This window comes from Pseudomonas bharatica CSV86 (genome assembly GCF_000319305.2).
In the GTDB taxonomy this organism is placed as follows: domain Bacteria; phylum Pseudomonadota; class Gammaproteobacteria; order Pseudomonadales; family Pseudomonadaceae; genus Aquipseudomonas; species Aquipseudomonas bharatica.
On the sequence record NZ_AMWJ02000002.1, the window covers coordinates 1251312 to 1274575 of the forward strand.

Annotated in this window: 17 protein-coding genes; 8 read left to right on the plus strand and 9 right to left on the minus strand. The window is 65.0% G+C overall.

From position 1 onward, the window contains the following. Positions 1-68 precede the first annotated feature (68 nt). The 3 genes from CSV86_RS19620 to CSV86_RS19630 all read left to right on the plus strand — a co-directional run bounded on the left by CSV86_RS19620 (position 69) and on the right by CSV86_RS19630 (position 3718). Positions 69-881 carry a cytochrome C assembly family protein gene (locus CSV86_RS19620; RefSeq protein ID WP_009403588.1) on the plus strand — a complete coding sequence of 271 codons (813 nt, stop codon included), beginning with the start codon at positions 69-71 and terminating at the stop codon, positions 879-881. Between the two features lie 10 nt (positions 882-891). Further along, positions 892-2109, plus strand: coding sequence for a transporter associated domain-containing protein (locus CSV86_RS19625; protein ID WP_009403586.1), 1218 nt, complete (start codon positions 892-894; stop codon positions 2107-2109). Positions 2110-2413: 304 nt separating this feature from the next. Continuing rightward, positions 2414-3718 carry an MFS transporter gene (locus CSV86_RS19630; RefSeq protein ID WP_009403585.1) on the plus strand — a complete coding sequence of 435 codons (1305 nt, stop codon included), beginning with the start codon at positions 2414-2416 and terminating at the stop codon, positions 3716-3718. 45 nt (positions 3719-3763) lie between these two features. Here CSV86_RS19630 and purT read toward each other — a convergent pair whose 3' ends face one another. The 5 genes from purT to CSV86_RS19655 form a co-directional block, all read right to left on the minus strand. Next, positions 3764-4945, minus strand: a complete 1182-nt coding sequence (gene purT, locus CSV86_RS19635; protein ID WP_009403583.1) for a formate-dependent phosphoribosylglycinamide formyltransferase — start codon at positions 4943-4945, stop codon at positions 3764-3766. 209 nt (positions 4946-5154) lie between these two features. Further along, entirely contained in the window at positions 5155-5622 is a 468-nt protein-coding gene (locus CSV86_RS19640) for a 7-cyano-7-deazaguanine/7-aminomethyl-7-deazaguanine transporter (protein ID WP_009403581.1), read from the minus strand. A gap of 66 nt (positions 5623-5688) precedes the next feature. Further along, the gene (locus tag CSV86_RS19645) at positions 5689-5904 is read right to left on the minus strand and encodes a DUF1289 domain-containing protein (RefSeq protein ID WP_009403579.1); all 216 of its coding nucleotides are present in this window, start codon (positions 5902-5904) and stop codon (positions 5689-5691) included. After that, positions 5904-6428 carry a gamma carbonic anhydrase family protein gene (locus tag CSV86_RS19650; RefSeq protein WP_009403573.1) on the minus strand — a complete coding sequence of 175 codons (525 nt, stop codon included), beginning with the start codon at positions 6426-6428 and terminating at the stop codon, positions 5904-5906. Before CSV86_RS19650 ends, CSV86_RS19645 begins: the two co-directional genes overlap by 1 nt. A gap of 43 nt (positions 6429-6471) precedes the next feature. Next, a complete protein-coding gene (locus tag CSV86_RS19655) occupies positions 6472-7071 on the minus strand; it encodes a CoA pyrophosphatase (RefSeq protein ID WP_009403572.1) in 600 nt (199 codons plus the stop codon). Between the two features lie 131 nt (positions 7072-7202). Here CSV86_RS19655 and CSV86_RS19660 point away from each other — a divergent pair, with 131 nt between their 5' ends. The 4 genes from CSV86_RS19660 (at position 7203) to CSV86_RS19675 (ending at position 14846) form a co-directional block, all read left to right on the plus strand. After that, on the plus strand, positions 7203-7763 hold the full coding sequence (locus CSV86_RS19660; RefSeq protein ID WP_009403571.1) for an NUDIX hydrolase: 561 nt from the start codon (positions 7203-7205) through the stop codon (positions 7761-7763). 26 nt (positions 7764-7789) lie between these two features. Beyond that, positions 7790-8350, plus strand: coding sequence for a L,D-transpeptidase family protein (locus tag CSV86_RS19665; RefSeq protein WP_009403570.1), 561 nt, complete (start codon positions 7790-7792; stop codon positions 8348-8350). A gap of 238 nt (positions 8351-8588) precedes the next feature. Then, on the plus strand, positions 8589-10277 hold the full coding sequence (locus tag CSV86_RS19670) for a ShlB/FhaC/HecB family hemolysin secretion/activation protein (RefSeq protein WP_037061530.1): 1689 nt from the start codon (positions 8589-8591) through the stop codon (positions 10275-10277). Positions 10278-10301: 24 nt separating this feature from the next. Continuing rightward, the gene (locus tag CSV86_RS19675; protein WP_009403567.1) at positions 10302-14846 is read left to right on the plus strand and encodes a hemagglutinin repeat-containing protein; all 4545 of its coding nucleotides are present in this window, start codon (positions 10302-10304) and stop codon (positions 14844-14846) included. A gap of 62 nt (positions 14847-14908) precedes the next feature. Here the strand turns inward: CSV86_RS19675 and CSV86_RS19680 are convergent, their stop codons facing one another. Then, positions 14909-15220, minus strand: a complete 312-nt coding sequence (locus CSV86_RS19680; protein ID WP_009403566.1) for a YqfO family protein — start codon at positions 15218-15220, stop codon at positions 14909-14911. Beyond that, positions 15221-19117: a phosphoribosylformylglycinamidine synthase gene (gene purL, locus CSV86_RS19685; RefSeq protein WP_009403564.1), complete on the minus strand. Its 3897-nt coding sequence runs from the start codon at positions 19115-19117 to the stop codon at positions 15221-15223. A gap of 246 nt (positions 19118-19363) precedes the next feature. Between purL and mltF the strand changes: the two genes are divergently transcribed. Then, positions 19364-20821, plus strand: coding sequence for a membrane-bound lytic murein transglycosylase MltF (gene mltF / locus CSV86_RS19690; RefSeq protein ID WP_009403563.1), 1458 nt, complete (start codon positions 19364-19366; stop codon positions 20819-20821). A gap of 368 nt (positions 20822-21189) precedes the next feature. Here the strand turns inward: mltF and tadA are convergent, their stop codons facing one another. Next, complete coding sequence (gene tadA / locus CSV86_RS19695) at positions 21190-21669, minus strand: tRNA adenosine(34) deaminase TadA (protein WP_009403562.1); 480 nt, start codon at positions 21667-21669, stop codon at positions 21190-21192. Then, a complete protein-coding gene (locus tag CSV86_RS19700) occupies positions 21669-23051 on the minus strand; it encodes a multicopper oxidase family protein (protein ID WP_009403560.1) in 1383 nt (460 codons plus the stop codon). The genes tadA and CSV86_RS19700 overlap by 1 nt, the downstream gene beginning before the upstream one ends. Between the last annotated feature and the right edge of the window lie 213 nt (positions 23052-23264).

Here is a 23264-nt window from a genome sequence, read left to right on the forward strand (position 1 = left end):
ACCATGCTTCCTAGGGGGCCGGGTTCTATGCCAAACTCCTCGACTTTCGGGCTTGCCTAACAGGACTTATGCTCCCCTTGTCACCCAGCTTGCTACCCAACCTGATTGCCGCCTGCCTTTACGCCGCCGCGATCATCCTCCAAGGCACCGGCCTGGCCCGCGGTGTCAAGGCCGACAAACGGCTGCTCGGCCTGCTCGGCGCCCTGGCCGTGCTCGCCCAGGGCACCGCGCTGTTCTGGCAACTGCTTACCCCCCTGGGCCTGAGCCTGGACTTCTTCAGCGCCGCGAGCCTGATCGCCACCGCCGTGATCGCCATCACCCTGATCGCCTGCCTGCGCATCCCGGTGGAAAACCTGCTCCTGCTGCTCTTCCCCCTCGGCCTGCTGACCGCGCTGATCGCCCAGTTCGCGCCGTCCGGCACGGTGCCGCTGGTCAACGAAGAGCCCGGCATCCTCGCCCATATCCTCCTGTCGATCCTGGCCTACGGCCTGTTCACCATCGCGGTGTTCCAGGCGCTGTTGCTGCTGGTGCAGGATCACCAGCTCAAGCACAAGCATCCGTCCGGCCTGATCCGCAACTTCCCGCCGTTGCAGACCATGGAAAGCCTGCTGTTCGGCTTCCTCTGGGCCGGCTGGGGGCTGCTCTCACTGTCGCTGGTGTCCGGCTGGCTGTTCCTCGACAACCTGTTCGCCCAGCACCTGGTGCACAAGACCCTGCTGTCCTGCGTCGCCTGGGTGGTGTTCGGCGTCCTGTTGTGGGGCCGCACCCGCCTGGGCTGGCGCGGACACAAGGCAATCCGCTGGACCCTGGCCGGCTTCTGCCTGCTGATGCTGGCCTACTTCGGCAGCAAGCTGGTACGCGAATTCATCCTGCATATCTGACGAGCGATCGATGAACACTCTGCCGCTGGCTCCGCTATTCGGGCTACTGGCCCTGGCCTTGTTGTGGTCGGCACTGTTCAGTGCGGTTGATAGTGCACGCCAGCGCCTGGCCAGGGTTCGCGACCAGGATCGCCATCCAGCCCTCGACAGCATTCCGGAGCAGGCCCTGGTGCTCGGCGCCACCCTCGGCAAATTGCTGGTGCTCGCCCTCGCGGCCCTCGCCGGCCTGCACTGCCAGGGCGAGCGTGGTTTCTGGCTGGGCTGCCTGGGTGCCGCCCTGCTCCTGCTGGTCTGCGCCGAGTACCTGCCGCGACAACTGGCGCGGCGCAATCCGGAGGCGTTCATCAGCCTCGGCATGATCCTCAGGTTCCCGCTCTACCTGCTGCAGCCCCTGGCCCGCCTGCTGGACGGCATCGCCCGCCTGATCGTACGGCCATTCGCGGTCAGGCCTGCGGTGGTCAACCATCACCAGCCCGACGATTCGCTGCCGGATGATAGTGATCAGGACAGCGAGAAACCGGACGCCCGCACCCTGCCCGCCAGCCTGCTGGCCCTGGAAAAGATCACGGTCAACCACATCCTGGTCCCGCGCAGCGAGGTGGACGGCGTCAACCTCGACGAGACCATCGAAGAAATCACTGCCCGCCTGATCGCCTGCAAGCACACGCGCCTGCCGGTGTTCCACAGTGATATCAACCAGGTCCAGGCGGTGTTGAACATACGCCACGTCGCCCACTTGCTGCCCAATGCAGAACTGACCTTCAAGAACCTGCTGGCCGCCTGCTACGAGCCATACTTCGTCCCGGAAAGCACCCCGCTGCAACTGCAGTTGCTGAATTTCCACAAGCAGCAGCGGCGCATGGGCATCGTCGTTGACGAGTACGGCGAAGTGCAGGGCATCGTCACCCTGGAAGACATCCTTGAAGAGATAGTCGGCGAGTTCGAGGAACAGGATCGCCACGACAATCCGCATATCCACCCACAAGCCGACGGACGCTATGTGATCGAAGGCGCCGTCGCCATCCGCGAACTGAACCGCTGTCTCGGCTGGCACCTGCCCAGCGACGGCCCGAAAACCCTCAACGGCCTGGTGACCGAAGCACTGGAAAGCATTCCGGACAGTGCGGTGTGCCTGAAGATCGGCCGTTATCGCCTGGAAATCCTCGAAACCGAGGACAACCGCGCCAGCCGGATACTGGTCTGGACCGTCACCCGCCCCGCGGCCTGATCCGCCGCAGCGCTGGCGCACGAGCCAGACACATTCGGTATCGAATCTGGCTATACTCGACACACGCTTACCCAGCCCTGCCGTCGCGCCCGCTACCCGCACCCGGCGCTTTGCGGCCACTGCGCACCGCCCGCATGGCGCTTTACCGGTACTGCTTCACACCCCGAACAGTGCCCGCGCCCGCCCCCACCCCGACAGGGCGTATGCTCGGCGACGCGAGTCATACCTATAAATACGCTCCGGCCCCTCGCCATTCACCCGGCAAGGTCGCCAGAAGAGCACTCGACCGTCAGGGGTTCACCAGATGACAACCAGCAGCACCTACAACGAGACGGACGCCGTGCCGTCCGGCAACTCGCCTGCCCGTGTCGCCACTGCCAGCTTCATCGGCACCGCCATCGAGTTCTATGACTTCTACGTGTATGCCACCGCCGCCGCCCTGGTGATCGGACCGGTATTCTTTCCGCAGACCTCGGGCACGGCACAAATGCTGTCGGCCTTCCTCACCTTCGGTATCGCGTTCCTTGCCCGGCCACTGGGCTCGGCCTTGTTCGGCCATTTCGGCGACCGCATCGGCCGCAAGTCGACACTGGTCGCCTCGCTGCTGCTGATGGGCGTGTGTACCACGCTGATCGGGGTCCTGCCGGGACATGACAGCATCGGCATCTGGGCGCCGATCCTGCTTTGCGTGCTGCGCTTCGGCCAGGGCCTGGGCCTTGGCGGCGAATGGGGCGGCGCGGCGCTGCTGGCCACGGAGAACGCACCGAAGAACAAACGCGCCTGGTTCGGCATGTTCCCGCAACTGGGCCCGTCCATCGGCTTCCTTGCCGCCAACGGCCTGTTCCTGGCGCTGGCCATGCTCCTCAGCGACGAGGACTTCCGTGCCTGGGGCTGGCGCATTCCGTTCCTGCTCAGCGCCGCGCTGGTCATCGTCGGCCTGTACGTGCGCCTGAAGCTCGAAGAAACCCCGGTCTTCGCCAAGGCCATCGCCCGCCACGAGCGGGTGAAAATGCCAGTGGTCGAACTGTTCGCCCAATACTGGCTGCCGGTGCTGCTGGGCGCGCTGGCCATGGTGGTGTGCTACGCGCTGTTCTACATCTCCACGGTATTTTCCCTGAGCTACGGCGTATCGACGCTGGGCTACACCCGGGAAACCTTCCTTGGCCTGCTGTGCTTCGCCGTGCTCTTCATGGCCTTGGCCACGCCCCTGTCGGCCTGGCTCAGCGACCGTTACGGGCGCAAGCCGGTGCTGATCGTCGGTGCGCTGCTGGCCATCGCCTCGGGCTTCGCCATGGAGCCGCTGCTGACCTCGGGCTCCACCGCCGGGGTGGCGCTGTTCCTGGCCATCGAGCTGTTCCTGATGGGTGTGACCTTCGCCCCGATGGGCGCGCTGCTGCCGGAGCTGTTCCCGACCCATGTGCGCTACACCGGCGCATCGGCGGCCTACAACCTGGGCGGCATCGTCGGCGCCTCCGCCGCGCCGTTCTTCGCACAGAAGCTGGTGGTGATGGGTGGTTTGAGCTGGGTGGGGGGTTATGTTTCGGCGGCGGCCCTGCTGAGCCTGATTGCCGTGCTGTGCCTGAAGGAAACCCGGCACTCGGATCTGTAGCGAAAAACGGGGCGGACCTTGCGATCCGCCCCGTTTGCTTGAGCCTTACAGCTCGACGTTCACCGCTTGCGAAGCGCGGGTCGCCTTGGCCCGGGCCGCTTCGATCGACTCGTCACGGGCAAGGCATACGCCCATGCGCCGTTGGCCGTTGACTTCCGGCTTGCCGAACAGACGCAGTGCGGTGTCCGGCTCGGCCAGGGCCGCGCCGAGGTTATCGAAGGCGGTCTGCTGCGACGTGCCCTCCACCAGGATCACTGCCGAGGCCGAAGGGCCGAACTGACGGATCGCCGGGATCGGCAGGCCGAGGATGGCCCGTGCGTGCAGGGCGAACTGCGACAGGTCCTGGGAAATCAGGGTGACCAGGCCGGTGTCGTGCGGACGCGGCGACACTTCGCTGAACCAGACCTGGTCGCCCTTGACGAACAGTTCCACGCCGAACAGGCCGCGGCCGCCCAGGGCCTCGGTGACCGCCTTGGCCACGCGCTCCGATTCGGCCAGGGCCACCGGGCTCATCGCCTGCGGCTGCCAGGATTCCTGGTAGTCGCCCTTCTCCTGGCGGTGGCCAACCGGCGCGCAGAAGGTGGTGCCACCGATATGGCGAACGGTCAGCAAGGTGATTTCGTAGTCGAAATCGATGAAGCCCTCGATGATCACCCGGCCCTTGCCGGCACGGCCGCCTTCCTGGGCGTAGTCCCAGGCCTTCTGCAGGTCGTCGGCGCTTTTCAGCAGGCTCTGGCCCTTGCCCGACGAACTCATCACCGGCTTGACCACGCACGGGAAACCGAGGTCCAGGGCGGCGGCCTTGTAGTCTTCGAAGGTGTCGGCGAAGTGATACGGCGAGGTCGGCAGGTCCAGCTCTTCGGCGGCCAGGCGACGGATGCCTTCGCGGTTCATGGTCAGTTGTGCGGCGCGGGCGGTCGGCACCACGGTGAAGCCTTCGGCTTCCAGCTCGACCAGGGTGGCGGTGGCGATGGCTTCGATTTCCGGCACGATGTAGTGCGGCTTCTCGGCCTCGATCACCGCGCGCAGGGCAGCGCCGTCGAGCATGTTGATCACATGGCTGCGGTGCGCCACCTGCATCGCCGGGGCGTTGGCGTAGCGGTCCACGGCAATCACTTCAACGCCCAGGCGTTGCAGCTCGATCACCACTTCCTTGCCCAGCTCGCCGCAACCGCAAAGCAATACACGGGTCGCGGTGGGCGACAATGGAGTTCCGATACGAGTCATCACAGGTCCTCAGGGAGAGAAATCCAGGACCGCCCCAGCACGGTGCGGGCCAGCGAAAGGGGCGTATTTTACATGAGCAATGATCGGGAGTGCGACATAGCCCCCTGTGGGAGCTGGCTTGCCAGCGATAGGGCCGGCTTGAGCAATGATGTCGTCAGGACTGGCCAAATCGCTGGCAAGCCAGCTCCCACAGGGTTCGGTGCAGGGCTTCAGTTGGCGATGGCGTTCTTGCGTACTCGCCAGGCCATCGCCAGCCACACGGCGGTGACACCGGCGAACTTGGACGCCAGCGCCGTCCCCACTACCGCCGGGGTCAATGCGCCGATCATGCCGAAGAAGATGAAGGTGTCGATGGGAATGCTCAGCGCCGAGCTGATCCACAAACGGTCGTGCAGTGGCCGCTTGGTGATGCTGAACACCAGCCAGTCGATCAGTTCGGACACGGCGAAGGCGGTGGCGCTGGCCAGGGCGATGGCCGGCTCGGAGGTGACATAGGACAGCACCAGCGCTGCCAGCATGGCCACCAGCGCGCCATGCCCGTAGCGGGTCTGCACCATGTCGCGCAGGACGAACACCAGCCCGCCCCAGGCGGACCAGATGACATCCAGGTGCGGTGCACTGGAGAAGGCGTAGTTGATCAGCACCACGCTGGCAATGTAGGCGATGAGAAAGAACATTGAAGGTGACCGGTGGACAAGCCGCACAGGGTACTTCACCGACCCCGCGCGGCCAAGTCCCGGGGATCAGCTGACCTTGGCGGGCTGGCCGAAGATCAGCCCGGCAGCCAGGGCGCGCTCATGACACAGCGCCAGCACCTGGCGCCGCTCGGCATTGTCCATGCGCCCCCAGCGGGTGATTTCCGTGGCAGTGCGCTGGCAGCCGATGCAGATATCGTGGTCGTCCAGCGCACAGATGCTGACGCAAGGCGATGCCACGGGTTTTTCCACTGAACTGCTCATCAGTCCTCCTGCGGCGCGAGGTCGCGGGCGTAGCGCTGGGCGTTGTGCACGTAATGGGCGGCGCTGGCTTCGAGCATCTTTTTCTGCGCCTCGGTCAGCTCGCGCACGATCTTGCCCGGCGAGCCCATGACCAACGAGCCGTCGGGGATCTCCTTGCCTTCCGGGATCAGCGCATTGGCGCCGATGATGCAGTGCTTGCCGATCCTGGCGCCGTTGAGGATCACCGCATTGATGCCGATCAGGCTGAAGTCGCCCACCGTGCAACCGTGGAGCATGGCATTGTGGCCGATGGTCACGCCCTGGCCGATGGTCAGCGGCGAACCCATGTCGGTGTGCATCACCGTGCCGTCCTGGACGTTGCTGTTTTCGCCGATGTCGATCAGTTCGTTGTCGCCGCGCAGCACCGCATTGAACCAGACGCTGGCCCCGGCCTGCAGGCGGATCTTGCCGATCAGCGTGGCATTGGGCGCTACCCAGCTTTGCGGGTGGGTTTCGACCCGCAGGTCGCCCAGACGGTATTTCATGCGTGGATCCTCACGGTAGATGCGCGGCGGGTGGTCCCGCTCGTCAGAGTGGAGTGAAGCGCTCGGGCGGCTGGTGCAGGCTGATCCGTGCGTCGTAGAGCAGGTTGACCAGTTCGACGATCATGATCGCCGACAGGCCCCAGATCTTGTACTCACCGTAGCGGTAGCTGGGCACGTACCAACTGCGGCCCTGGTAGTCGATACGGTGGGTGTGGTCACGCGGGTCCTGGCGGAAGAACTCCAGCGGAACGGTGAACACCGCGGCGATCTCGGCATCGTTGGGCCGGTACTCGACGTAATCGGGGATCAGGCCGACATACGGCGTGACCTTCAGGCCGTGCAGGGACACCAGCGGGCTGAGCGGCCCGACCACCTCGACCAGCCCCGGAGGCAGGCCGATTTCTTCTTCGGCTTCGCGAAGTGCAGTGAATACCAGGTCAGGGTCCTCCGGGTCGCGTCGCCCGCCGGGAAACGCCACTTCGCCGCCGTGGGTGGACAGGCCCTTGGCGCGCAACGTAAGGACCAGCTCCGGCTCTTCGCTACGGGTGATGGGCAACAGCACCGCGGCCTCGGGAAAACGACGATCGGTTTCCAAAGTGCCCGGTGTGTGACTGCTCACACGGCGAAGTAGCTCGTCCAGCATGGTCTCTCTCGTTCCAGAATCGTCCTGCATCATGCACCAAAGCCGTCCCGCGCCCAAGCCCCGCTGACGATCGCCCTTGCCCGGCGCAGGAGCGGGAGGCGAAGATAGCCGCTACCCACAGGAAGATAAGCATGAAATACTGCAGTGCGTGCGGCAAGCCGGTGACCCAGCGTATTCCCGAAGGCGACTCGCGCCTGCGCTACGTGTGCGATCACTGCCAGGCGATCCACTACCAGAACCCCAATATCGTGGCCGGCGTGCTGCCCAATCATGGCAGCCGGGTGCTGCTGTGCCGCCGCGCGATCGAGCCGCGCAAGGGCTACTGGACGCTGCCGGCCGGTTTCATGGAGAACGGCGAGACCATGGAGCAGGCCGCGCGTCGGGAAACCGTCGAGGAAGCCTGCGCGCGCCTGGGCGAGCTGACCCTGTATCACCTCTACGATCTGCCGCATATCAACCAGGTCCATGTGTTCTTTCGCGGCGAACTGGCCGATCTTGATTTCGATGTCGGCGTCGAAAGCCTCGAAGTGCGCCTGTTCGAGGAACACGAGATCCCGTGGGACGAGCTGGCTTTCCGCACCGTGCGCGTCACACTAGAATGCTACTATCGGGACCGCGAAAAGCAGCACTATCCGGTGCGCAACCATAGCCTGCCGCCTTCTTTCGCCCCGCCACCCACACTCGAATCATGAAGTTGCTTCTCCGGGGATACCGTTCAATGCGCTGGTTGCTTGCCCTTTTCTGCCTGAGTGTTGCCTCGCTGTCCCAGGCCGCCTATATCGAGACCATCATCAGGAAACCGGTACTCAAGGACGATGCGCCACTGGTTTCTCCCGCCACAACCCCAACGCCGGGCCGTATCGACAAGGTCCTGGTGATCAAGTCGCAGCGCCGCCTGGAGCTGATCAGCAATGGCGAACCCCTGAAGACCTACCGCATCTCCCTCGGCAAGAAACCCGTGGGCGCCAAGGAGCGCGAAGGCGACAAGCGCACCCCGGAAGGCTTCTACTGGCTGGACTGGCGCAAGGTCTCGGACCGCTACAACCTGGCGATCCACGTGTCCTATCCGAATGTGACGGACGCGGCCAAGGCACGGCGGGAAGGGGTGCAACCGGGCGGCATGATCATGATCCACGGCACGCCGCTGGGCGGGGAGTATCCCGAGGAAGTGTTCCACACCCTGGACTGGACCGAAGGCTGCATCGCCATGCGCAACACGGACATGCGCGAAGTGTGGAACCTGGTGCAGGACGGCACCATGATCGAAATCCGGCCCTGAGGCTGGAACAGCCTCCGACAGACGATAAGAAACCCTGTGGAAGCCGGCGGTCCGACAAGCCAGCTTCCACTGGGCCTCTGTATCTGATCCACGCCTTCAGAAATTTCCTCGACCAACCGCACCCTTTTCCCACCAAGTCTCGCGTCTTTCCCCCGCATCCAAATGGATGCCCCTTGCCCTAGATTTCTTTACCTCGCAACGAATCTCCGCCCTAAAACAACAACTTTAGGGACGCGCCATGCCGTGTTCATCCCGATGCGTACGCCTGCTGGCGTCTTCGTTCGTCATCGCTGCACTCTGCCCCAATGTCGGTTTGGTCCACGCCAATCCGGGGCTTCCCCTGCTGCACGAGCAGCAACGTGAGCTGCAGGAGCTCGAGCGCCAGCAGCGCCTGCGCCGCCTGTCGCCCTCCCCGATCGGCACACCCGCCGAGGCCACTCCCTCAGCCTCCGCCTCGAAGCACTGCTGGCCGATCAGCGGCGTGCGCCTGGCCGGCAATACGCTGATCGACAGCGACGTCCTGAACAGCAGCCTTGAACCGTTACTCCAGCCCTGCATGAGCGAGGCGCAGATCAACGGGGTACTGAAGGCGATTACCCGGCTCTACATGGAACGGGGCTATCTGGCCAGCCGGCCTTATCTGGCGAACCCACTGGGCGGCAGGGGTTCGCTCGACATCCTGATCGTCGAAGGTTTCGTCGAATCGGTAGAGTTCGACGATCCGCAATTGCCTCTGTCGCTGTCCCGGGCCTTTCCCGATCTGCTGGGCCAGCCACTGACCCTGCAAGCCCTGGAACAGGGGCTACGGCAGATGGACCGCCTGCGCAGTGTCGACCTTGGCGCCGATCTAAAGCCGGGTACGCTGCCGGGCGGTACCCGTGTGGTAATCCGCGCCAGACGCCCGCTGGCCTTGCGCGGGCAAGCACAGGTCAATGTGAACAACTTCGGTTCTGTCCTGGTCGGCCGCCAGCAAGCCGCCCTGACCCTGGCCCTCGACAGTCCATTGCACCAGAACGACTTCCTGCAACTGGGTCTGATGAGCAGCTTGCCCGGCAGCCCGGGCGAGTTTCGCGGCCACACCCTGGCCTACAGCATTCCCCATGGTCCGTGGACCCTGGGAATATCCGCGAGCGAGGCGCGCTACCAGTCGCCGCTGCCCTTTCTGCGTTTCATCGACGGCGTCGGCAGCGGTAGCGCCGGGATGTACACGCTGAAGCTTGACCGCTCGCTCTGGCACAGCCAGAACGCACTCCTGGGCGCCAGCGTGCAGATCAGCCACAAGCGCATTAGCAACCGCATTTCAGTGATCAAACTCGGCGTCCAGAGCTCGACCCTGAGCACACTGGACGCCGACCTTAACCTGAGCTGGCGCACCGACGCCCAGTGGAACGCCAGCCTCGGCTACAGCCAAGGACTGGCCCTGTTTGGCGCAGACACGCAAACGATCAACCCGAGTTCGCCGGAACCACAGTTCCGCAAGTACCGCGCCAGTCTCTGGCATAGGCGTGAGCGCACCGATCCCTTGACGCGCTGGCGCTGGGACAGCGAATTGGCTGCGCAATACAGCCCGGATCCCCTCTCCGCGCTGGAACAGATGGGGGTCGGCGGCCCCTCCGCAGTACGGGGTTTCCGCGACAGCACCGTCTCCGGCTCCAGCGGCGCAGTGTGGCGCAACACCCTGAGCCTGCCGCTGAACACCGGACTGCCGCTGGAGATCCGCCCGGCCATCGGCCTCGACGCCGGCTGGAGCCGTTTCGACCATGGCTCGCCCTCGCAACGCCTCCTGGGCATGTCCGCCGGTCTGCATCTGACCCGGCCCGACGCACGCCTCAGCCTCGAGTACCAGCGCCCCCTGCACAACGACAACACGCCCCGCCACGCCCTCGAAGCCGGCCACTGGCGCGCACAACTGACCCTGGTTTTCTGACTCATCACCGAGAGAGACCGCACCGTGAAAACAGCCCGACACTGCTTCAATCCCAACCTGCTGCGCCTGGCGATCGCCGCCAGCCTGATTGGCCCCGGCATCGGCCTGGCCAGCCCGGCACTGCAACCGGCTCCCGGACCCGGCGGCACCCCGACGATCAACCCGCACAACGGCGTGCCGGTGATCGATATCGTTGCGCCCAATGCCAGCGGCCTGTCGCACAACCAATTCCTCGACTACAACGTCGGCAAGCCCGGCGCGGTACTGAACAACGCCCTTCAACCCGGCCAGTCGCAACTGGCCGGACAGCTCGGCGCCAATCCGCAGTTACAGGGCCAGGCCGCCTCGACCATCCTCAACGAGGTGATCAGCCGCAACGCTTCGATCATCGAGGGCCCGCAGGAAATCTTCGGCCGCCCGGCCGACTACATCCTCGCCAATCCCAACGGCATCACCATCAACGGCGGCACGTTCATCAACACCACCAAGGCCGGGCTGATCGTCGGGCGTCCGGTGATCGAAGACGGGCGCCTGAGCCAGTTCGACAACCTGGACAGCAACGCGCAACTGAAGGTCGGCGAGCGCGGCCTGGCCAATGTCGAGGGCGCACTGGCCCTGATTGCGCCGAAGATCGAAAGCGCCGGCCTGCTCGACGCCAAGGGTGACCTCGAAGTGATTGCCGGGCGCAACCGCATCGACGTTGCCAGCGGCCAGGTCTTCGAACACCGTCCGGGCACTCCGGGCAGCATCGACGCCAACCTGTTCGGCGCCATGCGCGCCGGGCAGATCCGCATCATCAGCACCGCCGAGGGCGCCGGGGTGCGCATCGCCCCACCCTCGATGAGCGCCCGGGACGGCATCAGCGTGGACTCTGCCGGGGACCTCGATATCGCCGGCAGCGCCCGTCGGCAAAGTCGCATCGATGCCGGCACCGGCGAACTCAAGCTCAACGCCGCGGCGAACCTGCGCCTCAGCGCCGTCGACGCCAGCGCGGCGCGGGTCGAGGGTCGGGCCGGCAAGCGCCTGGTGCTGGACAGCAAGACCCGCGAGAAGATCAGCCGCGAGAACCAGAGCGACAAAAAGAAATGGTGGTTCGTCACCACCGAAACCTATGACCGCCAACGCACCACCACCGAGCGCAAGGACCTGGGTAGCCAGCTTGTGGCCAGCGGCGCCATCGACCTGAAGGCCGGCGAAGATCTGCAGATCCGCAATGCCAAGGTCAAGGCCAGGGACGACCTGAGCATCGACGCCGGTGGTCGCCTGGATATCGGTGCCGGCCTGCAGAGCGTGCACGTCGACGAGACCATCCGTCACCGCAAGCATCTCTGGCGTGGCGACAAGGACAGCCGCGAGTACCGCGAGACAGCCCTGCCCAGCGAGCTGTCCGCAGGCAAACTGAAACTGGAAGCCGGCACACACATGCGCGTCGAGGGCAGCACGCTGCGCAGCGGCAAGGACATGACCGTGAAGGCGCCACACCTGGAGGTGACCACCGCGCAGCAAAACAGCAGCGACACCAGCAAGCAGTACAGCGGCGACCTGGTCTCCGGCAGCTTCTTCGGCAAGCGCGACGGTAGCGAGGGCGGCGATACCCGCAACCTTGGCAGCCAGATGATCTCAGGTGGTGCACTGACGGTGGTTGCCGACCAGGTACAGGTCAGCGGCAGCCGCATCGCCAGCAAGGACGACGCCCTGCTCGCCAGCCAAAAGGCCACCCTCACCGTCGAGGCCGCCCATGACACCCGCCAGCACAGTACCCGACACAGTGACAGCAAGGTCTTCGGCCTGGTCAGTAACAGCAGCGACAGCCAGCAACGCAGCGACAGCGTGCTGACCAGCGATGTCACCTCGGACAGCAACCTGCGCCTGGCCAGCGCCGATGAACTGCGGGTCATCGGCAGCAGGTTGAAGGCTGGCGACAAGCTCCAGCTCGAAGCCGCCAAGGACCTGAACCTCAGCGCGGCCAAGGAAAGCCAGCAAATCAACACCCAGGAGACCCGGCGCGGCTTCTATGCCAACGCCAGGGAAACCGTCCTGGCCGCAGACGGCAAGCCCGGCTCGAAGCAGTACAACGCTGCGGCGGGCTATCAACTGACCAGCAAGGACAATACCTCCTCCCAGACCACCCTGGTCCCCAGCCAACTGGACGCCGGCAGCATCGAAGTAACCGGCAAGTCCAGGGTCGCCATCGACAGTTCCCGACTGAACGCCAACCAAGGCGCGATCGACATCAGCGGCGCGCAGGTCAGCCTCGGCGCGCAGAGCAACCAGCGCCAGCAGAGCAGCACCGACACCCGCTTCGGTGGCGGTATCGCGGCGACCGGCGGTATGGACCGGATCGGTACGGGCCCCGAGGGTTTTCATCATCAGCAGGTACGCGAGCAAACCAGTATTGATCCGCTGTCCAGTGAGTTGAAGGCAACCGGCGATATCCGCGTCAATACATCAGACCTGGTCAACGAAGCGGCGAAAGTCGAGGCTGGTGGCGAGCTGCTGGTGGATGCACCCCAAGTGGACAACCGCGCCACCGCCAAGGTCGAGGAGGTGCGCGAAAGCAACCGCGAGTGGAACGGACGGGCCGGCCTCAGCCTGGAAATCAAGGACCTTACCCGGCCCATCGAAAACGTGGTGAACGGCAACGAAGCTGCACGCTTCCAGCAGGCCTCGGTTGAAGACGCCCTCGCCCCGCCGACCTTGGGCGTGGACCTTTCGCTGGATCATCTCAAGCGCGAGCAAACCCGCCGCAGCGAGACGGCGAATGTCAGCGAACTGAGCGCCGGGGTAGTAAAGGTCAAGGCCGACAGCCTGAACGACAACGGCACCCGCTACAGCGCGAGCAACGGCAAGGTCCACATCGACGCGAAACATCATCAGTTCAGCGCCGCGCAGGACAGCGTCAGCGAAGCCGTGCAGCGCCTGGACGTGAGTGGCGCCGCCCGGGTGGAAACCGCCACCGGCAAGGACATCGCCGTGCGCCTGTCCGGCAAGGGCGGCTCGCTGGATAGCACCACACAGAGCATCACTGCGCAGCCCGGCAGCCTGTATGGCCAGCAAGGCATCCAGGTCCAGTTGGGCAGCGACGGCCTGTACGAAGGCACTCGTTTCGATGGCGGCAAAGGCGCGGTGACGGTGGATGCCGCAGGCGACCTGACGCTCGCCCAGGCCAACGACCGGCAACAGAGCAGCCTGCGCCAGACCGACGGCAGTGGCTGGGTCAAGGCCGGCACTACCCCCGGCGGCAAGGCCCTGGAGTTGCGCGGCTACCTCGACCACAAGCGCCTCGACAGCCGCGACAGCCAGGCCCGGGTCGCCAGCATCGACGCGCAAGGCGCGGTGCAACTGACCTCGGGCGGCAAGATGACCCTGGCCGGCACGCGTATCGGCGATCCGCAGAACAAGCCCACCGACATTACCCTGGACGCCCAGGGCCCACTGCAGGTACTGGCGGCCACCGATACCCACAGCGCCAGCGGCAGCAACCTCGGCGGCGGCGGCGAAGTGCAGGTCAGGAACGGCGGTGCGGGCGCCGGTGGCGGGCTGGGTGGTCACTTCGAAACCGGACGGATCGATGAACAGAGCAGCAAGGCCACTGCCGCCGTGCTCACCGCCAAGGATTCCCTGAACTTCACCAGCCAGGACGGCAGCGACCAGGCCATTCACCTGCAAGGGGTCAAGGCCTCGGCCAAGGAGGTCATGGTCACCGCGGAAAATGGCGGGGTGCTGGTCGAATCCGCGCAGGACACCGAAAAACGCGACAACCTCAAGCTCACGGCCGGAGCCGGCTTCTCGAAAACCCCGGCCGAAGCCAAGGCCGACAACAAAAGCGCGCTGCACGGCCGCGCCCTGGTCAACCTTGATCAACTCGATGCCCTGCACCACCTCAACAGCGAGCTGAACGGGCAGCGGGTCGGCCTGAACAGCCTGAACGACATGCAGCTCAAGGGCGTGCGGGTCAATGCCGGAGCCATCGACGGGCAGATCGGTGGCGACCTGCTGGTCGCCAGCCAGATGGACCGGATCAAGGGCCTGAAAATCGACGTAGATGCGCGGCTTAGCCAGGAAAAGAACCCGCAGGGGTATCTCAATGCAGTGAAATCGTTCAGCGGGCCTTTGGCTGCCAAGGCGGAGAAAAGCGTCGGTTCGACGGTACAGAAAATCGATCCAGGGTTTTCGCCGACGCTGGATCTGAAGGTCGATCATCGCCAGCTCGACAGCGTTGCCGAGCCAAGCCGACTGGTGGGCCGGGACGGCATCGCCCTGGAGGTTGCCGGGGACGTACGGCTGTCCGGTGCTGACCTGCGAGCGCCGAAGGGCGATGTCGAACTGGGCAGCGGGCACGTCAGCAAGCAAACCCTGAGTGGGCGTGATTACCGAAGGGTAGTCGGCACCAACCTGTCCAATGCTCCGGTCGAACTGGGGCAGGACCTGGTCAATACCTACAAGGAAAGTGCCATGGGCCTGGAGGATGGGGATGCTTCTGTGGACCTGGGGCTGTTCAGGACCGGAGGGCATGATCGGGAAGTTAGCGTCGGGTCGAATGTAACCAGCAAGAAGGGACAACACTAAACCCTGTGGGAGCTGGTTCGGCGGTCCGACAAGCCAGCTCCCACAAGTTCGGTGTTCAGGTTCTAAAGATCAGCGAGCTTCCAGGCCTCGTAGGCCGGGGTTTCATAGGGATGGCTCTGCTTCAGCGCCGCAACGACCTGATGAATCAGCTCGTCCGCCACCACCAGTTCCACCCGCCATTCCTCCACCGACTCAACCACCCCGCTCTGCCCGATGAACGGCGTTGCACCGTCCAGCGGGCGGAACTGGCCCTGGCCCAGCACCTGCCAGGCACAGCAGTCGTAGTCGCCGATCCGCCCGCCACCGGCCTCGAACACGGCCTGCTTGACCGTGTCGAGATGGCTTGGCGGGACAAAGAACGCGAGTTTGTACACTCAGTTCACCCAGACCCGCGCATTGCGGAACATGCGCATCCAGCCGGCGTCCTCGCTCCAGTCGTCCGGACGCCAGGAGTTCTGCACGGCACGGAACACCCGCTCGGGGTGCGGCATCATGATGGTGACGCGACCGTCGCGGCTGGTCAGGCCGGTGATCCCGCGCGGCGAGCCGTTCGGGTTGGCCGGGTAGCTCTCGGTGACCTTGCCGTGGTTATCGACGAAGCGCAGCGCCACGCAGCCGGACAGGTCGGCTTCGAGCAGGGCTTGCTCGCTGGAGAACTCGGCATGGCCTTCGCCGTGGGCGATGGCGATCGGCATGCGCGAACCGGCCATGCCCTGCAGGAAGATCGAGTTGGACTTCTGTACCTCGACCATGGCGACACGGGCCTCGAACTGCTCCGAGCGGTTGCGCACGAAGTGCGGCCAGTATTCGGTGCCCGGGATCAGCTCGTGCAGGTTGGACATCATCTGGCAACCGTTGCACACACCGAGGGCGAAGCTGTCGGTACGCTCGAAGAAGCCCTGGAAGGCATCGCGGGCGCGGGCGTTGAACAGCGCCGACTTGGCCCAGCCCTCACCGGCGCCGAGGACGTCGCCGTAGGAGAAGCCACCGCAGGCCACCAGGCCCTTGAACGCGTTGAGGTCGACGCGGCCGGCAAGGATATCGCTCATGTGCACGTCGATCGCGTTGAAGCCGGCGCGGTCGAACGCCGCTGCCATCTCGACCTGGCCGTTGACGCCCTGCTCGCGCAGTACGGCAACCTGTGGACGCACGCCCTTCTTGATATAAGGCGCGGCGATGTCCTGGTTGACGTCGAAGCCCAGCTTGACGCTGAGGCCCGGGTTTTCTTCTTCCAGCAGCAGGTCGAATTCCTGGTCGGCACACTGGGCGTTGTCGCGCAGGCGCTGGATCTGGTAGCTGGTTTCGGCCCAGACGCGTTGCAGCAGGCGACGGTCGCCGTCGAAGAGCATCTCGCCGTTCAGGCTGATGGCCACTTCGCCGTTGTTGACCGGCTTGCCGATCACCGCGACGCAGTCGCCCAGGCCGGCGGCGCTGAATTGCGCCAGCACGTCCGGAGTGGCGTCCTGGCGAACCTGGATCACCGCACCCAGCTCTTCGTTGAACAGCACGGCGGCGACGTCGTCGCGGCTGTCGGCCAGGGTGTCGAGGGTCAGGTTCAGGCCGCAGTGGCCGGCGAAGGCCATTTCCAGGGCGCTGACCAGCAGGCCGCCATCGGAACGGTCGTGGTAGGCCAGCAGGTGGCCGTCGGCGTTGAGGCCCTGGATCACGGCGAAGAAGGCTTTCAGGTCTTCGGCGTCATCGACGTCGGGGGCCTGGGCACCGAGCTTGCCGTGGGTCTGGGCGAGGATCGAAGCCCCCATGCGGTTCTGCCCGCGGCCCAGGTCGATCAGGATCAGGTCGGTTTCGCCCTTGTCCATGCGCAGCTCTGGCGTGAGGGTCTTGCGCACATCGACCACCGGCGCGAAGCCGGTAACGATCAGCGACAGCGGCGAGGTCACGGTCTTCTCGGTGCCTTCGTCGCTCCAGCGGGTCTTCATGGACATGGAGTCCTTGCCCACCGGGATGGTCAGGCCCAGCTCAGGGCAGAGTTCCATGCCCACGGCCTTGACGGTGTCGTACAGACGGGCGTCTTCACCCGGGTGGCCGGCAGCCGACATCCAGTTGGCCGACAGCTTGATATCCGAGAGTTTCTCGATGCGCGAGGCGGCCATGTTGGTCAGGGTCTCGCCGATCGCCATGCGCCCGGACGCCGGAGCGTCGAGCAGGGCCAGCGGAGTGCGCTCGCCCATCGCCATGGATTCGCCGGTGTAGACGTCGAAGCTGGTGGCGGTGACGGCGCAGTCGGCCACCGGGACCTGCCATGGGCCGACCATCTGGTCGCGGGCGACCAGGCCGGTAATGGTGCGGTCGCCGATGGTGATCAGGAAGCTCTTGCTGGCCACGGCCGGATGACGCAGGACGCGCTCGATGGAGTCGGCCAGTTCCAGCTTCGACGGGTCGAAATCATCGCCCAGCTCGGCTTCGCGGGTGACCGAACGGTGCATGCGCGGCGGCTTGCCCAGCAGCACTTCCAGGGGCATGTCCACCGGGGTATTGCCGAAGTGGCTGTCGGTGACGGTCAGTTGCGGCTCTTCGGTGGCCTCGCCGACCACCGCGAACGGGCAGCGCTCGCGTTCGCAGATGGCCTGGAAGCGCTCGAAGTCGACCGCGCTGACGGCCAGCACGTAGCGTTCCTGGGACTCGTTGCTCCAGATTTCGTGCGGGGCCATGCCCGGCTCGTCGTTCGGCACGTTGCGCAGTTCGAAGCGACCACCGCGGCCGCCATCGTTGACCAGCTCGGGGAAGGCGTTGGAAATGCCGCCGGCACCGACGTCATGGATGAAGGCGATCGGGTTCTTGTCGCCCAGTTGCCAGCAACGGTCGATGACTTCCTGGCAACGACGTTCCATTTCCGGGTTTTCCCGCTGCACCGAAGCGAAGTCGAGGTCGGCGGAGCTGGCGCCGGTGGCCATGGACGAGGCCGCACCGCCGCCCAGGCCGATCAGCATGGCCGGGCCGCCGAGGACGATCAGCTTGGCGCCGACGGTGATTTCACCCTTCTGCACGTGCTCTTCGCGGATGTTGCCCATGCCGCCGGCGAGCATGATCGGCTTGTGGTAGCCGCGCACTTCGTCGCCATGAGGGGTGCTGATGGACTGCTCGAAGGTACGGAAGTAACCGGTCAGGGCCGGGCGGCCGAACTCGTTGTTGAACGCGGCGCCGCCCAGCGGGCCTTCGATCATGATGTCCAGGGCGTCGACGATGCGCTCGGGCTTGCCGTACGGCTTTTCCCACGGCTGTTCGAAGCCCGGGATGCGCAGGTTGGACACGGTGAAACCGGTCAGGCCGGCCTTTGGCTTGGCACCGCGACCGGTGGCGCCTTCGTCGCGGATCTCGCCGCCGGAGCCGGTGGAAGCACCCGGGAACGGGGCGATGGCGGTCGGGTGGTTGTGGGTCTCGACCTTCATCAGGATGTGCACCGGCTCCTGCACCGCGCCGTACTGGCGGGTTTCAGGGTTCGGGAAGAAGCGCCCGGCCACGGAGCCGACGATCACCGAGGCGTTGTCCTTGTAGGCGGACAGCACGCCTTCGCTGTGCATCTGGTAGGTGTTCTTGATCATGCCGAACAGGCTTTTTTCCTGGCTCTCGCCGTCGATATCCCAACTGGCGTTGAAGATCTTGTGACGGCAGTGCTCGGAGTTGGCCTGGGCGAACATCATCAGTTCGATGTCGTGCGGGTTGCGCTTGAGGCCCTGGAAGGCATTGACCAGGTAATCGATCTCGTCTTCGGCCAGGGCCAGGCCCAGCTCGACGTTGGCCTTTTCCAGCGCGGCGCGGCCGCCACCGAGGATGTCCACGGCGGTCAGCGGCTTGGGCTCGGCGTGGCTGAACAGGCCGGCGGCCTCTTCCAGCCTGCCCAGCACGATCTGGGTCATGCGGTCGTGCAGCAGCTCGGCGACGCTGGCGGCGTCGGCATCGCTCAGTTCACCGGCAACGTAGTAGGCGATGCCGCGCTCCAGGCGACGAACGACTTCCAGGCCGCAGTTGTGGGCGATGTCGCTGGCCTTGCTCGACCATGGCGAGATGGTGCCGAAACGCGGCATGACCAGGAACAGGCGACCGGCAGGCTCCTGCACCGGGACGCTCGGGCCGTACTTGAGCAGGCGCGCAAGCACTTGCTGTTGGTCGGCGGTCAGATCGCCGTCAACTTCGGCGAAATGAGCGAATTCAGCGTACAAACCATTAACAGCGGGGACTTTCTGGCTCAGTTGCTCGAGTAATTTACCGTGGCGAAAGGCAGAAAGGGCAGGAGCGCCGCGCAGGATCAACATCGTCGGGACAGCCTCAAGAAGGGGGTGTGCTTGGAGGCCGTGCATTCTAGCCTAAACCGATGCGTCAGGCACCCGAAACGCTGCATCCGTGCCCATCCGCATGTCGGCAAGCGCATTCCAGGCGTGTCGGCGCTTTCGCCGAGGGTGCGAAGTGCGGTGAAAAGTCGCAAGCACGGCGGGCGATAGCAGACAAGCCATCTGTTGTCGAGATATGGCACGGCAGGCCCTTTGCGTATACTGCACCTTATGTCTACCCACTCCGTTCTGCGCCAGCGATGCGCCCAATGGCTCGTCGCACTAGGACTCTTCCTGATGCTCGGTGCCTGCGTTGAAAAACCCAGCACCCTCGAACGCATCAAGGAGGATGGCGTATTGCGGGTGATAACCCGCAACAGCCCGGCCACCTATTTCCAGGACCGCAACGGCGAAACCGGTTTCGAGTACGAGCTGGTCAAGCGTTTCGCCGACGACCTGGGCGTCGAGCTGCAGATCGAGACCGCCGACAACCTGGACGATATCTTCACCCGGCTCGGCCAGCCCAACGGCCCGGTGCTGGCCGCCGCCGGCCTGGTCAGCAGCGAACAGCGCAAGACCCAGGCACGCTTCTCCCACCCCTACCTGGAAGTCACCCCGCAGGTCATCTACCGCAACGGCAAGACCCGGCCCACCAATGCCGCCGGCCTGGTGGGCAAACGCATCATGGTGCTCAAGGGCAGCAGCCATGTCGAGCAACTGGCTGACCTGAAGAAGCAATACCCCGGCCTGGAATACGAGGAGTCGGACCAGGTGGAAGTGGTCGACCTGCTGCGCATGGTCGATGAAGGCCAGATCGACCTGACCCTGGTGGATTCCAACGAACTGGCGATGAACCAGGTGTACTTCCCCAACGTGCGCGTCGCCTTCGACCTGGGCGATGCCCGCGACCAGCGCTGGGCCGTGGCCGCCGGCGAAGACGCCAGCCTGCTCAACGAGATCAACGCCTTCCTCGACAAGGTCGAGAAGAACGGCACCCTGCAGCGTCTGAAGGATCGCTACTACGGCCATGTCGATGTGCTCGGCTACGTCGGCGCCTACACCTTCGCCCAGCACCTGCAGGAGCGCCTGCCACGTTTCGAAAAGCATTTCCGCAACTCGGCCAAGCAGGAACAGGTGGACTGGCGCCTGCTCGCGGCCATCGGCTACCAGGAATCGATGTGGCAACCGGAGGTCACCTCCAAGACCGGCGTGCGCGGCCTGATGATGCTGACCCAGCGCACGGCCCAGGCCATGGGTGTGTCCAACCGACTCGATCCGGTGCAGAGCATCCGCGGCGGCGCCAAGTACTTCACCTATGTGAAGGACCAGCTCGACGACTCGATCAAGGAGCCGGACCGCACCTGGTTCGCCCTCGCCGCCTACAACGTCGGCAGCGGCCACCTGGATGACGCGCGCAAGCTGGCCGAGCGCGAGGGCCTGAACCCGAACCGCTGGCTGGACGTGAAAAAGATGCTGCCGCGCCTGGCGCAGAAGAAGTGGTACAGCAAGACCAAGTACGGCTACGCCCGCGGCGGCGAGCCGGTGCATTTCGTCGCCAACATCCGCCGCTACTACGACATCCTCACCTGGGTGACCCAGCCACAACTGGAAGGCCAGGTCGCCGAGGGCAACCTGCATGTGCCGGGGGTGAACAAGGACAAGCCGGCGGAGCAGAGCCCTCAGCTCTGAGCGACACGGTCTCCCACAGTGACCGTATCAAACACAAAACCTGCGGCTAGCCGAGAAACCTGTGGGAGCGGGTTCACCCGCGATTACTCTCGTGGCCGCACCGCCGCAATCGCTGGCAAGCCAGCCCCACAGTGACCCTGTCGAACACGAAACCTGCGGCTGGCCGAGAAACCTGTGGGAGCGGGTTCACCCGCGATTACTCTCATGCCGGCGCCACCGCAATCGCTGGCAAGCCAGCTCCCACAGTGACCGCGTCGAACACAAAGCCTGCGGCTGCCGAGAAACCTGTGGGAGCTGGCTTGCCAGCGATTGCAATAGTGGTCGCACCACCGCAGTCGCGGGTAAACCCCCACAGGGTACGCGCTGAATCAGGCCTTTGCGCGGCGCGCCTTGAAGAACTCGCTGAGGATCGCCCCGCACTCCTCCGCCAGCACCCCGCCTTCGTAGATCACCCGATGGTTGAGAAAGCCCTGGGTAAAGAACTGCCCCTGGCTCTGCACGATCCCCGCCTTCGGCTCCAGCGCGCCGTAGACCACCCGCTCGACCCGCGAATGCACGATGAGCCCGGCGCACATGCTGCAGGGCTCGAGGGTGACATACAGGGTGCTGCCGGGCAGACGGTAGTTGCTCGCCGCCCTGGCCGCGGCACGAATAGCGACCATTTCCGCATGGGCACTGGGGTCGCTGTCGGTGATCGGCCGGTTGAAACCCTGGCCCAGTACCTGCCCGTGCTGCACCAGCACCGCGCCCACCGGCACCTCGCCGAGCGCCGCGCCTTGCGCCGCCAGCTCCAGGGCCAGGCGCATGAATTCCTGGTCGTGGCTGCGATCGATGATCCGTGGTCGCATCAGGCCACCGCGATCGCGGCCATCAGGCCGGTTTCCATGTGGTCGATGACATGGCAGTGGAACATCCAGGTGCCCGGGTTATCCGCCACCAGCGCCACCTGGGCACGCTCGTTCCTGCCCAGCAGGTAGGTGTCGGTGAACCAGGGCTCGACAATCTGCCGGCGGTTCGAGGCGATCACCTTGAAGCTCATGCCGTGCAGATGGATAGGGTGCTGGTACTGGGTCATGTTCTTCAGCTCGAAGATGTAGCTCTTGCCCTTCTGCAAGGTGGCGATGGGGCGGTCGGCGCAGGTTTTGTCGGTGATGTCCCAGGCCTGGCCGTTGATCTGCCAGAGGCTCGGCGGGCGTCCGTTGTCGGTGTTCACCGAGACCTTGCCCGCCCATTCGAAATTGAAGTTGAGCTTTTCGGCATTCTCCAGGTCCGGCTCGGCGATGGGGTTGGCCGGCAACGCGGGCGGCCAGTCACCGGGCTTGTCGGCGCTGGCCACCGAGCGCAGGGTGCCGAGACGGACGAAACCATCGCGCAGGGAAATTTCGTCGCCGGGCTCGGGAATGCGGATCGCCAGGCAGATGCGCATGCCCGGGCCGAGCCAATACTCGTCTTCCAGCGGCCGCGGGGTGACGGGATTGCCGTCCAGCGCATAGACCATCGCCTCGCAATTGCCCTTGAGGTTCAGGCGATAGGTCCAGGTGTTGTCCAGGTTGAGCAGGCGCACCCGCACCACCTGGCCGGCCGGCAGTTCGGTCACGGCGTCGGCCTTGCCATTGATGGTGATCAGACGCCCGGCGGTGCCGTTGCGCGCGGCCTCGCGGGGGATGCTGAAGGGCAGGAAGGCGCCCTGCTCGTCCACGTGCCAGGTTTTCAGGCTCAGGGTGCGTTCATGCTTGAAGCCGGTGGGCTCGCGTTCCTCGACGATCAGCGGGCCGACCAGGCCGCGGCCCAGTTCCTCGCTGCTGCTGACGTGGGGGTGGTACCAGTAGCTGCCGGCGTCCGGAACGCGGAACTTGTAGTCGAAGAACTCGCCGGGCTTGACCGGCAACTGCGAGACATAGGGCACGCCGTCCATTTCCAGGGGTAGGCGGATGCCGTGCCAGTGGATGGTGGTTTCAACCGGCAGGTGATTGATGAAGCGCACCCGCAGCCAGGTGCCCTGGCGCACCCGCAGTTCGGTACCGGGCGCGGACGGCCCGAAGGCCCAGGCCTCGGTCTTGAAGCCGGGGACCAGCTCCACGTCCAGCGGCGCAGCGATCAGCTCGTAGTCATGCCCGGCATTCTCGTCCTCGACCTTGCCCAGCCAGTAGCGGGCCGCACCACCGGCACCAAGACCAACCACCACCAGGCCGGTCAGGCCCTTGAGCATTTGTCGACGGGTAAAGGACATCGGGACAGGCACCTCGGCTTCGCGGAAACAGCAACTGGCCAGCGGGGGCCAGCGTGAAGGGCGAATACGATACACCCGCATTTGCGAAATATTAAGTGAAGACTTGTCGCAGGGAACTGTGTCGTTCTTGAGGACCTCATCGCTGGCAAGCCAGCTCCCACAGGGTTTCGTGCTAGCCACAGGACACTGTGGGAGCTGGCTTGCCAGCGATGA

Excerpts from the sequence above, each read along its gene's own strand:
- CSV86_RS19665 (WP_009403570.1), top strand. The coding sequence starts at position 7,790 with ATGCGCTGGTTGCTTGCCCTTTTCTGCCTGAGTGTTGCCTCGCTGTCC.
- tadA (WP_009403562.1), bottom strand. The coding sequence starts at position 21,669 with ATGCGACCACGGATCATCGATCGCAGCCACGACCAGGAATTCATGCGC.
- CSV86_RS19640 (WP_009403581.1), bottom strand. The coding sequence starts at position 5,622 with ATGTTCTTTCTCATCGCCTACATTGCCAGCGTGGTGCTGATCAACTAC.
- CSV86_RS19650 (WP_009403573.1), bottom strand. The coding sequence starts at position 6,428 with ATGAAATACCGTCTGGGCGACCTGCGGGTCGAAACCCACCCGCAAAGC.
- CSV86_RS19660 (WP_009403571.1), top strand. The coding sequence starts at position 7,203 with ATGAAATACTGCAGTGCGTGCGGCAAGCCGGTGACCCAGCGTATTCCC.
- mltF (WP_009403563.1), top strand. The coding sequence starts at position 19,364 with ATGTCTACCCACTCCGTTCTGCGCCAGCGATGCGCCCAATGGCTCGTC.
- CSV86_RS19620 (WP_009403588.1), top strand. The coding sequence starts at position 69 with ATGCTCCCCTTGTCACCCAGCTTGCTACCCAACCTGATTGCCGCCTGC.
- CSV86_RS19655 (WP_009403572.1), bottom strand. The coding sequence starts at position 7,071 with ATGCTGGACGAGCTACTTCGCCGTGTGAGCAGTCACACACCGGGCACT.
- purT (WP_009403583.1), bottom strand. The coding sequence starts at position 4,945 with ATGACTCGTATCGGAACTCCATTGTCGCCCACCGCGACCCGTGTATTG.
- CSV86_RS19645 (WP_009403579.1), bottom strand. The coding sequence starts at position 5,904 with ATGAGCAGTTCAGTGGAAAAACCCGTGGCATCGCCTTGCGTCAGCATC.
- CSV86_RS19625 (WP_009403586.1), top strand. The coding sequence starts at position 892 with ATGAACACTCTGCCGCTGGCTCCGCTATTCGGGCTACTGGCCCTGGCC.
- CSV86_RS19670 (WP_037061530.1), top strand. The coding sequence starts at position 8,589 with ATGCCGTGTTCATCCCGATGCGTACGCCTGCTGGCGTCTTCGTTCGTC.
- CSV86_RS19700 (WP_009403560.1), bottom strand. The coding sequence starts at position 23,051 with ATGTCCTTTACCCGTCGACAAATGCTCAAGGGCCTGACCGGCCTGGTG.
- CSV86_RS19630 (WP_009403585.1), top strand. The coding sequence starts at position 2,414 with ATGACAACCAGCAGCACCTACAACGAGACGGACGCCGTGCCGTCCGGC.
- purL (WP_009403564.1), bottom strand. The coding sequence starts at position 19,117 with ATGTTGATCCTGCGCGGCGCTCCTGCCCTTTCTGCCTTTCGCCACGGT.